The organism is Thiothrix sp., from assembly GCF_028714775.1.
GTDB lineage: Bacteria > Pseudomonadota > Gammaproteobacteria > Thiotrichales > Thiotrichaceae > Thiothrix.
This window is the reverse complement of record NZ_JAQTLS010000018.1, coordinates 1-12,238: the sequence shown is the minus strand read 5'-3', so window position 1 is coordinate 12,238 and position 12,238 is coordinate 1. Positions and strand designations below refer to the sequence as shown.

Annotated in this window: 16 protein-coding genes and 1 tRNA gene; 6 read left to right on the top strand and 11 right to left on the bottom strand. The window is 49.5% G+C overall.

All coding sequences use genetic code 11. From position 1 onward, the window contains the following. The first annotated feature begins 78 nt into the window (after positions 1–78). A tRNA-Met gene (locus PHE17_RS15580) sits at positions 79–155 on the top strand. Positions 156–320: 165 nt separating this feature from the next. Further along, complete coding sequence (locus tag PHE17_RS15575; RefSeq protein WP_301016822.1) at positions 321–1,604, top strand: integrase arm-type DNA-binding domain-containing protein; 1,284 nt, start codon at positions 321–323, stop codon at positions 1,602–1,604. 378 nt (positions 1,605–1,982) lie between these two features. On the opposite strand, the gene PHE17_RS15570 is transcribed toward PHE17_RS15575, so the two are convergent. From PHE17_RS15570 to PHE17_RS15520, 11 genes are all read right to left on the bottom strand, one after another. After that, positions 1,983–2,192 carry a hypothetical protein gene (locus PHE17_RS15570; RefSeq protein WP_301016821.1) on the bottom strand — a complete coding sequence of 70 codons (210 nt, stop codon included), beginning with the start codon at positions 2,190–2,192 and terminating at the stop codon, positions 1,983–1,985. A gap of 3 nt (positions 2,193–2,195) precedes the next feature. Then, positions 2,196–3,779, bottom strand: a complete 1,584-nt coding sequence (locus PHE17_RS15565) for a YfjI family protein (protein WP_301016820.1) — start codon at positions 3,777–3,779, stop codon at positions 2,196–2,198. Continuing rightward, on the bottom strand, positions 3,776–4,636 hold the full coding sequence (locus tag PHE17_RS15560; RefSeq protein ID WP_301016819.1) for a toprim domain-containing protein: 861 nt from the start codon (positions 4,634–4,636) through the stop codon (positions 3,776–3,778). The genes PHE17_RS15565 and PHE17_RS15560 overlap by 4 nt, the downstream gene beginning before the upstream one ends. 191 nt (positions 4,637–4,827) lie before the next feature. Beyond that, positions 4,828–5,088 (bottom strand): hypothetical protein, encoded by a 261-nt coding sequence (locus tag PHE17_RS15555; protein WP_301016818.1) that lies wholly within the window; start codon positions 5,086–5,088, stop codon positions 4,828–4,830. Positions 5,089–5,150: 62 nt separating this feature from the next. Beyond that, positions 5,151–5,348, bottom strand: a complete 198-nt coding sequence (locus PHE17_RS15550) for a hypothetical protein (protein ID WP_301016817.1) — start codon at positions 5,346–5,348, stop codon at positions 5,151–5,153. A gap of 2 nt (positions 5,349–5,350) precedes the next feature. Beyond that, positions 5,351–6,925, bottom strand: coding sequence for a hypothetical protein (locus tag PHE17_RS15545; RefSeq protein WP_301016816.1), 1,575 nt, complete (start codon positions 6,923–6,925; stop codon positions 5,351–5,353). A gap of 10 nt (positions 6,926–6,935) precedes the next feature. Then, positions 6,936–7,313: a hypothetical protein gene (locus PHE17_RS15540; RefSeq protein WP_301016815.1), complete on the bottom strand. Its 378-nt coding sequence runs from the start codon at positions 7,311–7,313 to the stop codon at positions 6,936–6,938. Further along, positions 7,310–7,552 (bottom strand): hypothetical protein, encoded by a 243-nt coding sequence (locus tag PHE17_RS15535; RefSeq protein WP_301016814.1) that lies wholly within the window; start codon positions 7,550–7,552, stop codon positions 7,310–7,312. Before PHE17_RS15535 ends, PHE17_RS15540 begins: the two co-directional genes overlap by 4 nt. After that, a complete protein-coding gene (locus PHE17_RS15530) occupies positions 7,549–7,758 on the bottom strand; it encodes a hypothetical protein (RefSeq protein WP_301016813.1) in 210 nt (69 codons plus the stop codon). Before PHE17_RS15530 ends, PHE17_RS15535 begins: the two co-directional genes overlap by 4 nt. Beyond that, entirely contained in the window at positions 7,758–7,964 is a 207-nt protein-coding gene (locus PHE17_RS15525; RefSeq protein WP_301016812.1) for a hypothetical protein, read from the bottom strand. The genes PHE17_RS15530 and PHE17_RS15525 overlap by 1 nt, the downstream gene beginning before the upstream one ends. Positions 7,965–7,967: 3 nt before the next feature. Further along, positions 7,968–8,144 carry a hypothetical protein gene (locus PHE17_RS15520; protein ID WP_301016811.1) on the bottom strand — a complete coding sequence of 59 codons (177 nt, stop codon included), beginning with the start codon at positions 8,142–8,144 and terminating at the stop codon, positions 7,968–7,970. Positions 8,145–8,607: 463 nt separating this feature from the next. On the opposite strand from PHE17_RS15520, the gene PHE17_RS15515 reads away from it, so the two are divergent. The 4 genes from PHE17_RS15515 to PHE17_RS15500 all read left to right on the top strand — a co-directional run bounded on the left by PHE17_RS15515 (position 8,608) and on the right by PHE17_RS15500 (position 12,147). Further along, positions 8,608–9,612, top strand: a complete 1,005-nt coding sequence (locus tag PHE17_RS15515; RefSeq protein ID WP_301016810.1) for a helix-turn-helix domain-containing protein — start codon at positions 8,608–8,610, stop codon at positions 9,610–9,612. 137 nt (positions 9,613–9,749) lie between these two features. Beyond that, a complete protein-coding gene (locus PHE17_RS15510; RefSeq protein WP_301016809.1) occupies positions 9,750–11,312 on the top strand; it encodes a class I SAM-dependent DNA methyltransferase in 1,563 nt (520 codons plus the stop codon). Further along, positions 11,309–11,548, top strand: a complete 240-nt coding sequence (locus PHE17_RS15505; RefSeq protein ID WP_301016808.1) for a winged helix-turn-helix transcriptional regulator — start codon at positions 11,309–11,311, stop codon at positions 11,546–11,548. Before PHE17_RS15510 ends, PHE17_RS15505 begins: the two co-directional genes overlap by 4 nt. Positions 11,549–11,574: 26 nt before the next feature. Further along, on the top strand, positions 11,575–12,147 hold the full coding sequence (locus tag PHE17_RS15500) for a hypothetical protein (RefSeq protein ID WP_301016807.1): 573 nt from the start codon (positions 11,575–11,577) through the stop codon (positions 12,145–12,147). Positions 12,148–12,238 lie beyond the last annotated feature (91 nt).

Sequence of the window (12,238 nt, the reverse complement as noted above, 5' to 3'; positions counted from 1 at the left end):
TGCTCATAAAAGCCGCCGTATTTGGCGGCTTTTATCGTTGACAGAAACCAAAACAGTAGCGTATTATTCGCCGCTCTTGGCTAAGTAGCTCAGTCGGTTAGAGCACAGCACTCATAATGCTGGGGTCGTAAGTTCGAATCTCACCTTAGCCACCAATACACTGTTTCATGATGTATCATGATGCCCCAAAAGCCCTTGCAGGCCACAATCTGCAAGGGCTTTTGTGTGTCAGGGTGTATCATGTTGACCCATACTGGCCCACCGAAAAGACTGTATTATTGTCTGTACTTCAACATTACACATGAAGAGGTACAGCCAAAATGATAAGAAATCTAACAGATTCAATCATCAAGAGCGCAAAGTCCAAACCCGACGGCAAACCCCTAAACCTAACTGATGGTGGCGGGCTTTACCTGCTGGTAAAAAAGTCTGGTAAATACTGGCGCTATAATTATCGGCATGAAGGCAAGCGCAACACCTTAGCTATTGGAAGCTACCCTGAAGTAGGTTTGAAAGCTGCACGGGAACGACACACAGAGGCACGGGAACTGCTGGCGCGTGGCATTGACCCTTCCAGCCACAAGAAAGCACAAAAGAACTTACAAGCGGCCCTATCAAAAAACAGCTTTGAAGCCATCGCAAGGGAGTACCACCGCAAGTTTTTACCCACATGGCAGAAAAGCTACGCTGACAAAATGATGGGGTACTTTGAAAAAGATGTTTTCCCGTGGATTGGTGCAAGCCCCATTGCCGAGATCGAAGCCCCGGAAATCGTCAAAGTGATATGCAGGCAGGATGAACGCGGCGCTGGTGGTGCTGCTCGCAAGGTAAAGCAACATATCCAGCAAGTGTACGATTACGCCATAGCGATAGGCGTAGCGATCCGCAACCCAGCACGGGATGTGAAAACATCACTAATCCTGAAACCACGGCAAGTAATCAACTTTGCGTCACTCAAAGAACCGGGCAAAGTCGGCGGGCTGATGCGTTCCATTTACGGTTATCAAGGACAGTTCACGACATGCTGCGCCCTGAAATTGGCGGCATTGGTAATGCTTAGGCCATCTGAACTGATTAATGCCCAATGGTCTGAAATCGACCTTGAAAACGCCTTGTGGACAATCCCCATTAAGCGCATGAAGGCACGGACGCACATCAAAGAAGCTAACCTGACATCCCATTACATCCCACTGAGCATTCAGGCGGTAGAAATTCTGCAAGATTTGTTCCCACTCACTGGCAGAAGCCGTGGCGGCTATCTGTTCCCCAGTATCCGCACACCGGATAAGCCGATGAGCAATAACACCATAAACGCGGCATTACGGCGCATGGGGTATACCAAAACGGAAATGACGGGGCACGGTTTCCGCTCTATGGCATCAACCCTACTCAATGGCATGAAAGGGGCGGATGGTAAGCGGCGTTGGGACAAGGAGGCCATAGAACGGCAATTAGCCCATAAGGACACCAGTATAAGGGGCATCTACAACCACCAAGAGCATTTGGACGAACGACGTGAAATGCTGCAAGTGTGGGCAGACTACTTAGACGACCTGAAAGCCAACACAGGGCAAATTCTAACCTTCAAAACCAAAACGGGGTAGGTTTCCAGTACCAACAAACCATCAACGAAAGCCGGGCAAGTTTCCGGCTTTCTTGCATCCATGATAGTGGGTGTTTTGGTTCGCTTTTTGTAAGGGGCGGCTTTCTTCAAAAAAAGTTGCGACACTTGCGACACTTGCGACAGTTAGCGGTCTTTCAGGGGTAAGATTGATGGTATGCATAATAATTAATCTATATATAAATAATATAACTTATTGTTTTTATTATTTATATATAGATTAACCATCATAAGAACCACCCATCCACCCTTGGTTTCCTCACTTTAGCATTTGCGACTGCGACAGTTGCGACACTTGCGACAGTAGAAAGTGCAGGCATAAAAAAAACCGGGTCTATGCCCGGCTGGTGAAGGTTGACGTTCATTTGATGGCTGCGAGCCTTTCCGCTTCCTGTCGGGTTAACCCGCCATCATGCTCCATGATCGCCGCCCGTTCTGCCAATGCCTCTGGGTCTGGCTTTGGTGGTGTTTCCCACGTCAGCCAATCACGCAAAAGGCGTATGCCTTGAAGTGTTTGGGGTGCTGGTTTATGGGCATCCGTTTCCCATACCAGCCAATCACGTAACGCCATAGTCTACCCTCCTAGCAATGCTGGGTTAATGTCGATGATAGATTTACGCCCTTCAGTACGCACCTGCACCCGATTTGCATCCGCTAGCTCATCAAGTGCCTTATCTAAATTTATGCCGTTGCGCACCTTGTTGGGAGCAAGGCGTTGAAGGTCACGACGGCTTATATTGTCCGTATAGTGGGTACGGCAATAATCAATAATCCAAGCATCCAGCTTGATGGCGTTGGAGATGTCGGTGGGTACAGCAATTTCACTGAAAAACCGCCGTGCTTCATACAAGTGCCAACCTGCCAACATGGTAGCGGCTTCCATCGTATTGCCACTGATGGTATCCAACACATCGCCGCCATTAAACAAGTGAAACAATCCAGCAATTCGCGCTGCGTTGTTAGCGGTTTTGCTGGCTAGATCGCTGTAATCTGCCATATCGCCACCAGCCCTAAGCTCGATTTCTGCGCTATTCAGGTATTCTAGCCAAACATCCTTGGCATCGCTTGAGAGTTTCAGAATAGGCAGGTTTTCCAGTTTGCCATTTTTCGCGTTGGCATATTGCTGTTCTAGCACTTCATGCAATTTTGCATAAAACAGGTTCAAGGCTTTTTTGGGATGTTGTTGGCTGATTTCTTCGATAGTTTCAATCCGGTTGCCCTTGGTGGATGCGGGAAACGCTAACAAGAAACGTGCCGCAAACCCTGAACCTCTGGCTTTCTCACCATTGATTTCATAAAAGTCCCGTATGATGCTCGGTTGAATGGCAAGCCCCATAGACAAACGTACATCCCTAACATTGAAACTGCCACCTTCACCCCGCCGCTTTACTGATAACGTGCCACCCTCCCAAAGTTTATTCAGGGTGGCTAAATTGCCGGTGATGTTATCCGCTTTCATGCCATGCCCACCAAATACCACGCCCGCCTCACTGGAAAGGATGCCAACGCTAGGCCATTCATGCACCAAATCAAAAGCGACAGATTGCGGGGTGGTATCCTCAGAAACCATATTAGGGGCATATATTGGTTTGGGCTGTGTGGCTTCCGCGAATGCTAAGCGTTCGCGGTTTTCACGGTTATCCTGCCCTTTCCGGGCAGCTTGCTTGATGGAATCTTTAATACCTTCTATTTCTGCTTTCCATGCCACAACATCAGCCCGCCCTTTTATCAGGTCTGGCTCTATTTCCTGTTGTTTCTGATGTGCCCACATATCAAGCACACCCGAAAAGAAGTCATCCGCCGTCGTCTTACGTTCGCCAGACTCACCAATAGAAAGCAGGTAAAGGCTTAATGGTGAAGGTTTTATCCTGATGTTCGGTTGCACGTTTGCTATACCCTGCCCCGCGACTGCCAGCACCGACAATGCCGAATTTGCTGCTAGTGCCGGGGGGCACTTGACGATTTCCACTACTTCACGCACTGCCGCGCCGACAACGCCGGGAAGCACATTAAGCGGGTATCTTGCGCTCTCACTGCCTATATCCAGCAGGCTTTCAGGAATTCCCCAACCGTCAACCGTTGGTTTCTCGGTGCGAACAAAGCCGCCTACGATGGACAAGGCTGGCTTACCATTATTATTTGGTATTGGGGCGTTCATGGGATGATCTCCTTGTGTACGCTGCCACCTAGTAACGTAGCCAGATCATTGAAATCTGACAGCTTCAGGGGAGCCGCAGCAGGAAACTCTGGCACGATCAAACCCACGCCGGGAAATGCTGCGCACACTTCCCGCGCCTTTTTCACTCCAACCATATAGCCTTTACTGGCAGGATCACGGTCGTTATCTGCGCAAATGGTCAATGGAGTGTGCGGGAACCGTGCCCGATAAGCACTAACCACAGGGAACAGGTTGCCTGCGTCAAAGCCTACCAGCACAGGAAGACGGTAGGCTTCATACAGGCTTGCTCCGGTGGCGTAACCTTCGCACAAATAAACGCCTTGTGGGTGGTCTAGGCGGTCGCCTATCAGGTGAAACATGCCGCGCTTTGGTGTGCCGGATAAAAAATGTTTTGTGCCATTAGGGACAATGGTTTGGACGCTGTGTAATGTACCGTCAAGGTCACACAGAGGGATGAGTAGCAGGTTGCCCACCTGCCGAATGTTGTACGCCCCTACCCGTTTGCGCATCAGGTAAGGGTGCGCAGTGCTGGCTGGTTGGGCAGACAGCCACATTTTCACTGCTTTGCGGTGGGCTTGGTCGGCGGCGGCTTGGCGTTGCGCCCGTAACTGTGCGGCTTGCACCTGTTGGCGGTGTACCAGTTCGCTCCGTTCTTCGCGGGACAACCTGAAAAACGTGCTGTAACTGTTCCATTGGTGGGTGTTGCCCGTGCGCCAGTCGCCAAACGTGCCAATAATACCCCATTTGTTCGCGCCATTGATCAATAGGTGGGTTTCGTGGCAGACGTACCAGCCTGCTTTATCGTGGGCTTTACCGTTGCTAGAGAAACGTTGCAATATTCCCGATGTGTTGATAGTGTCAGGTGCATAACCGATATTTTCTAATACTGCTTGCCGGAAATTTCGTAAAATTTCATTAGATGGTAATTCAACACTATCACCAATTACGCTATAATGTGAGCTTAAATCGTTGGTCTTTGAATAGTCTCTGGTGCTGGTAACACTAGGGACTTTTCTTTTTGTAGCAGTCATAATTTACCCTCTTCGGAGGTCATCCACGCATCTATTTCCGATAGCAACCATTTAGGGGATAGCCCAAAATATGTTGGCTTCGGCACTAATCCTTCATCACGTTTTCTGTTGAAAGTTGACCTGCTTGTGCTTAGTTTTACTAGCATCTCATTAATACCCAACCAGTGCTCACCGATCTCTTGCTTAGGTTTGGTGTTACGAACTTTACGCTTATAATCCTCGATGTTAAGGACTTGCATTTTCTTGGCTTTTGCCATTTTTGGAAGCTCCATTTAGATTTATAAATGGGCAAAGGATAGCCCCCCTCTGCCCGGTTGAGTTATGCCGCCAACAGTGCGGCTATTTCGGTATCAATTAATGCTGGGTCAGCATCCTTGGGGAACTCTGCCCACTGGTGCTGACTACCGAAGGCATTTATTTCGTCCATCAGTTCGGCTTCTGCCTTGTCGGTAATCCAGTAACCATCACGCCAGTAGTAGATGGTTTGGGTTTTGGGTGTTTCGTTGCTTGTGTCCATAGTTAACCTATCCAGATGTATTTTTTGCCACCCCGCTTGTAGTTGGCATTGACCTGCATTAGCCCTTCGCGGATCGCACGCGAAAAGAAAGCTTTCTGCATATTGCCTATTCGGGTGGGGTCGTTGGTCTTGCTGCCGTTTTGGTTGGGAGCAATGTGTTTTTGTATCCAGTGCCATGCTTCGTTTACCGATGGCCTGCAACTGCCTGACCTGACTGCCTGCACCCATGCCGGGTAAAGCCCTTCAGAAGTGCAAGCTGGCGGTTTACTTGCACTTTCCCCAGTACTGTCTGGCAAAGTGCAAGCTTGCACTTCACTTGCACTTTCTGCCCGCGCTTGCACTGCCAGCATGTGGACGTTGGCAAGTTGTCCGGGTAACTGTTTGAAGCCATCAGCTTGGCGTATTTCCACTGGTTCAGGTTTGGGTATGTCGCGCTTGATATGCTCACTTTCTGGCATTTCTGTGCAATTTGGGATGAAACCGAATGGCTGCTTTTTCGGTATATCGCCGGTATCACGCTGGTATTTGAACGTGGGCTTTCCATTTCCCGCGTCAGCCGGTGAGTATTGGGCCGTGGCAGATTTGCCGATGGGTGCGGTAAATCCGATGCTGGATTCTTTAAATGCGCCGTCAGCATGGGGGATTACGCTCTTTGGCTTTTCAGGAACGTCAAACCCGCCATACTTCGCCAGTTCCATTTCAAGCCCGTACACGGCATTTTGTGCGCGTTCTTTGGCATGGCTTAGGAAGTGGTGGAGAATTTCAAAGGCAGCAGCGACTATCAGCATGGTCAATACAATAGCGGTCTTGATGTTGTCCTTGTAATCCGTGCCAGTTATCGCCCCAAGAAAGCGGGCAATGGAGACAATAACCGCGTTGTAACTGTCGGCCTTGAGCTTGTCCTGACGCTCAAAATTGGCTTTCTGGTTGGTGGCATTTGTCTGTATCGCTATTTCTTTGGCAGCTTGCAGGGTTTGCGCTTCGGATGATTTCAGGCTTTCCAGATTCGCTTTGTCGCCGTTGCAATGCTTGTATCCCGGCTTGCCTAAATTGGCTTGACACCGTGCATACACCTGTTCCGCTTTGGCAATGGCAGCAGCATTACCGTCACCCAACAGGGCAGGGCTTGGTGTGGTAGCCGCTGTGGCAATGGTGGCTTGATATGCCTTGTCATTGTTCAGCAGCACGCGACTTTTCGTGTCTTGGCTTGCCGATGATGAAAAGAATTCAGCAAAGAGTGCAAAGCCGATAACCGTTACCACAATCAGCCCTATTGAGCCGTACAGCCCAAAGTGCAGATAGGCGTGGTGTTTTGTCCATGCCAAGAAAACCGCGCTCATGACCACAATGACAAACATCAGCATAAAATCCAGCGCTGAATGCCATTCCTGAAAATATGCGCCCCATGTGATCGCCTCACCCAAAAACAGGTGCTTTTCAAACATGAAGTACAAAAGCCCGGTTAGGATCATTGCAAAGATAAGCAACATGCCTGCCCGTCTGTCTTGCGCCTTATGAACCGCCAATTGCTCTTGGTGGATTTCCAGCTTTTTAGCCTCTAGTGTATTGTTTTCCATGATTGCCCCCTTAAACCAGCAATGTATTCAGCAGGGTGGAAAACAGGGCGATAAGCGCCATGCCTTCGGTTTCCCTGTGCTGGATGTAGTTGGCGGTGAATACCGCACTGAACAGCATCAGCGGGTAGTGCATATCGAGAAATGGCAGGAAGGCAAGACCGGGATATTCCCAATAAATCGCCATCAGCTTGTAACTGGCGAACAGGACGCTAGCCAGTGCCACTATTGCCACTGCAAAAACGAATACCCGATGCCAGTCTAGCCGCGCCATGAAAGCGGCGAATGCCTCACGCGCTGTTGCTGGCGCTTCGGTTTGTGGGTGTTCATCACTATACGGGCTTACCCATTGCATCAGCGCCTTGTGTTTTTCTTGTCGTGTCATGGTCATTTGCACACCTCCAAAGCTTTGCACAGTTTTCTGAATGTCACGCCGTCTTTGGCTAGCTTCATGCCTTCTGCAAGACCTTCGCTCCATGCCATTTCACAGATTGCACCCGGTATGGTTTTGCTGCGGTAGTATGGGTTTGGGATGCTGGAGTTACTGATTGCACCGTTTGCACGGGTTGCGTAGAGCTTATGCCCTGCAATCATGCCAGCCGCCGCCGCTGCTTTTGTTGGTGTTGTCATGGCTTGCCCCCAATTACCAGCATGGCAATGGCAAATGCACCAAACAGAACCAACAACACGGCAGCAAAAACTTTTCCGCCGTCCTGCGGCTTTTCAGTTCCGTGTGTTGTCACTTTCAGCGGTTCAATGGTGATGGTTACTGGCTTGCGCTTTGAACCCGGCTTGATGCCGTAGCACACGCCTTGATGGTGTTGGTACTTTTTCATTAAACACCATCCTTGATGAATAACATCCTTGCGCGTTCGCCGGACAAGCGCACCAGCGTGTAATAATCGTCGGATTCTTGAGGCTTGCCAGCGCAACACTGGAGCACTAAGAGCATTGATTGCAGGTTAATCCACGTTTCAACGGTGTTTTTTTCCGCCGCCGTTTCCCATGCTGCAACAACCCACTTTTTGGCATTCTTGTTCATGATCTATCTGCCTCCATTGCGTTTGCCGCGCATTGACAGAGCAACCAGCACGACACCAGCACACAAAATGACTGCAAGCGGATCGACGTGATGGAACACGGGCAGGTGCAATACTTTGGCTTGGGCAGATACCCATAGACCGGCAAAAATACCAAGGAAAAATATAAGTAGTCCGTTCATTGCTTTGCCCTCCCGATGATCCTGTGGAGGGTGATGCGCCCTTTTGGGCTAGTGATATGCAGGGTAGTATCCCTCTGCTTTTGTGTGAAATTCGCACGCACAGATAGGCGTGCATCGTGTATTCTTTGACGTTGCATGATTCAATTCCTGTGAAATTGGGTCGTGAAGTCCTACCTCAGAAGGTCGAAGCTCTGGGGTGGGGCGAACTTTTTATGCTGATAGCTGTTTTTGCTTCTCTCCCTCCTTCTCTTGTTGCATCCAAATTGGCAACATCCTACGAAGATAATTGTTAATCGTGCGCCCTTCTCGTTGCGCCACCGCCCTTAATTCATCGGCGATTGAGACAGGGATGCGAGCGGTTATTGTGGTTACTCTAGATGACTCTTGGTTCATGCTGGTTTATCCTGTGTTCATGTTTATTCAAAAGCTTCAATATGAGTAATTTTACTCTTTTATGGTAAATATGTCAACAGATGATACTCAAAAAGAACAACCCATTAACGTAAACGATGTTATTGATCGTTTATTACTGGTTTGTGGGGCAAAAAATGACACCGACTATGCGGTTTTACGGGACTTACCAAGATCAACAGTTGGTAATTGGAGAAGACGGCAAAGTGTTCCTTACGCAGAGTGTGAATATGTGTTCGCAGAGTTCGGCGTATCTTTTGATTGGATTCTGACTGGAAAAGGGGAAAGGTATCAGGTTGCCCCCCTCTCATCTGACTTCTTCTCCATAGAGCCAGACACACGCGCAGAACTTGAAGCCATAGCCAAGGCGAACGGTCGTTCGCTAAATGCTGAAATTGCCATGAGGCTTGACTCATCACTGAAACCCGCTCCATATCCTACGGGACTTAACCCAAAGTTACGCGCAGAACTTGAAACTGCTATAAAAGCTGCTGGCCTGAACCCCAACATTATGATAGGGAAACCAGCAGAATCCCGGATGATTGCGTACTTAGAGGAAAAAAATAGGCAGCAGAAAGAAGAAGCCAAGCGGAAGCCCGTGCAGAACGACGATAAAATATTGCCGCCACTGGCGATAAGTGACACGAAAGGCACGAAAACTGCTAAAAAAATACGCGGCTTAATCGACACTGAATACGATGAATTACTGAAAAAACAAGAGCAAAAGCGGCTACAATCCGAGACCGATTTTGAGCGGCTTGTAAGAAAAGCCGTAGGGGCTGTGGAACTGAGAAAACTCGGATTACTGGTAGATGGAGTGGATAGGTTTAAATGGACACCTAGCTCAATGGGGTTGCCACATCCTCTAATGGATTCTACCGATGTCGCCACGGCACTTGAGGGTACAATATTGCGGACTATCTGCACTGTTCTCAATGATGTTGTTAAAGACTTGATGGTTGAAGTTGTCCACCAAGAACTTGCCAAAGCAGGCATCACCCTCCCTCCCGATGAGCAGCCAGAAAAGGAAAAGGGCATAACGGAAGGGGAAGGATAAAGGAACAGGCTTACCCCAAAGGGCTGCAAAGGGCACGAACTGCTGGGGCAGCTTGCAAACGTCTGGTGTGTTCGGATGGCTGGTGCAGCCTCCGGTTCTTATAGGCATCTTTACCGCTACCTCAAAAAGGGCACGACATGGCGTCAATAGCCAAACAGCAAACCTCCAAAGGTTTTGAAGAATCCCTGTGGGATACCGCCAACAAATTGCGCGGCACGGTGGAATCTTCTGAATACAAGCACGTGATCTTGAGCCTGATTTTCCTGAAATTTGCCAGCGACAAGTTCGCCGACCGCGAACAGGAGCTGATTGACGAAGGCAAAGAGGCTTATCTCGACATGGTGGAATTTTACACCATGAAGAATGTGTTTTACCTGCCCGAAACCGCCCGCTGGCTCTACATCCAGACCTACGCCAAACAGCCCGACATTGCCCTCAAGGTCGACACCGCGCTAGCGACGCTGGAAAAGCACAATAAGGCGCTGAAAGGCGCATTACCGGACAACTACTTTTCGCGCCTTGGTCTTGACCCCAGCAAGTTGGCGGCGTTGATCGACACCATCAGTAATATCGACACCACCCACGATAAGGAAAACGATGTGGTCGGGCGGGTGTATGAATATTTCCTCGGCAAGTTCGCGGCGGCGGAAGGCAAAGGCGGTGGCGAATTCTATACACCCAAGTGCGTGGTCAACCTGATTGCGGAAATGATCGAGCCGTACAAGGGCAAGATTTACGACCCCTGCTGCGGTTCGGGCGGCATGTTCGTGCAGTCGATCAAGTTCGTGCAAAGCCACCACGGCAACCAGAAAGACATTTCCATCTACGGGCAGGAAAATACTGGCACGACCTACAAGCTGGCGAAAATGAACCTCGCCATCCGGGGCATTGCCGGGAATCTGGGCGATGTGCCAGCCGATACCTTTTTCAAGGATCAGCACCCCGACCTGAAAGCCGATTTCATCATGGCCAATCCGCCCTTCAACCTGAAGGACTGGCGCGGCGCGGATGAACTCACCAGTGACCCGCGCTGGGCAGGCTACGAAGTGCCGCCAATCGGCAACGCCAACTATGCGTGGATTCTGCACATGGTTTCCAAGCTATCCGCCAATGGGGTGGCGGGCTTTGTGCTGGCGAATGGCTCGATGTCGACCAATACCACAGGTGAAGGCTTGATCCGGCAGAAGATGGTCGAAAACGATCTGGTCGATTGCATGATCGCGTTGCCGGGGCAGTTGTTTTACACCACGCAGATTCCGGTGTGTTTGTGGTTCCTGACCAAATCCAAACGGGCGGACAGCAACCGCGATTTCCGCAACCGTGAAGGTGAAACGCTGTTCATTGATGCCCGCAACATGGGCACAATGGTTGACCGCACCCACAAAGAACTGACCAACGACGACATCGCCGAGATTGCCCGCACCTATCACGCTTGGCGGGGTGAAAAGAAAGACGGCAGCTATGAAGACAAAGCGGGATTTTGCAAAGCCGCCACGCTGGCTGACATCAAGGCCAATGACTACGTGCTGACACCGGGGCGCTATGTCGGCGCGGCGGAAATCGAAGACGATGGCATCGCGTTTGAAACCAAGATGGAAGAACTCACGCGCACGCTTTACCAACAAATGCAGCAGGCGGAAACGCTGGATGCGGTGATCCGTAAAAATTTGGCGGTGTTGGGTTATGGGGAACCAATATGACCGAACCCAGCCGCATTGAGTACAAACAAGCTGCCATTTTAAAGAAACCATCGAGGAAAATCCTAATGCCGATGCTCGATAATCCTGAAATCACGATTCCTGAGCTTGCTGCCACAATTGGCATTACCGAGCGTTCAATAGAACGTAATATCCAAAACTTGCAGAAAGAAAACAAAATTCAGCGGGTTGGCTCTGCCAAAGGCGGATGTTGGGAGGTGTTGGATTATGAAAAATGAAACATTGTTGATTCAGGGAACTTGAAATGAGTAATAAGGCAAAAACTTTTCTGTTTGCTTACTACTGGGTTGTTCCAGTGGTGGTCTTCTTAGCTTTGCTAATTGCTCTCGGACTGGAATGGCTGGATAAGGAAAATCAACCACTATGGCTGACCCTAATCACTGGTGCATTAGGTTGGACGTATTTCTTCCAAAAACAAAAACTTGAAGAAGACAAACTATTTTTAGACTCCTTTGAGAAATTTAATAAACGGTTTCATGAGCTTAGTGGCAAGCTCCATGATGTCCTCAATAGCAAAGACCCTGTTGATACGCAACGTGTCGAGGTTCTCCCACCCGTTGTACATCAGTATTTTGATCTCTGTCTTGAAGAGTATCAGTTATACAAAAAAGGGCGTATTCCCGAGGAAACTTGGCGTTATTGGGCACAAGGCATGTGTTACTTCCTAGAACACGCACCTGTTCGCCGCTACTGGGAACAGATGGAACGGGAATGTCTGGATGACGGCCTAAAGATTAGTTATCTGGAAAGTTTTTTAGGCAAGACGTGTAATTGTAGGAACGGAGACTGTAAACTGAACTGTGTAACTGCTATATAACAGCGGACCCCCCGCAAGGAGCAGTCACATGGAAACCCTTGATCCCGTCCTGATGGATGAGCTTTTAACCGATTGCAAAACGCCCGCTGAT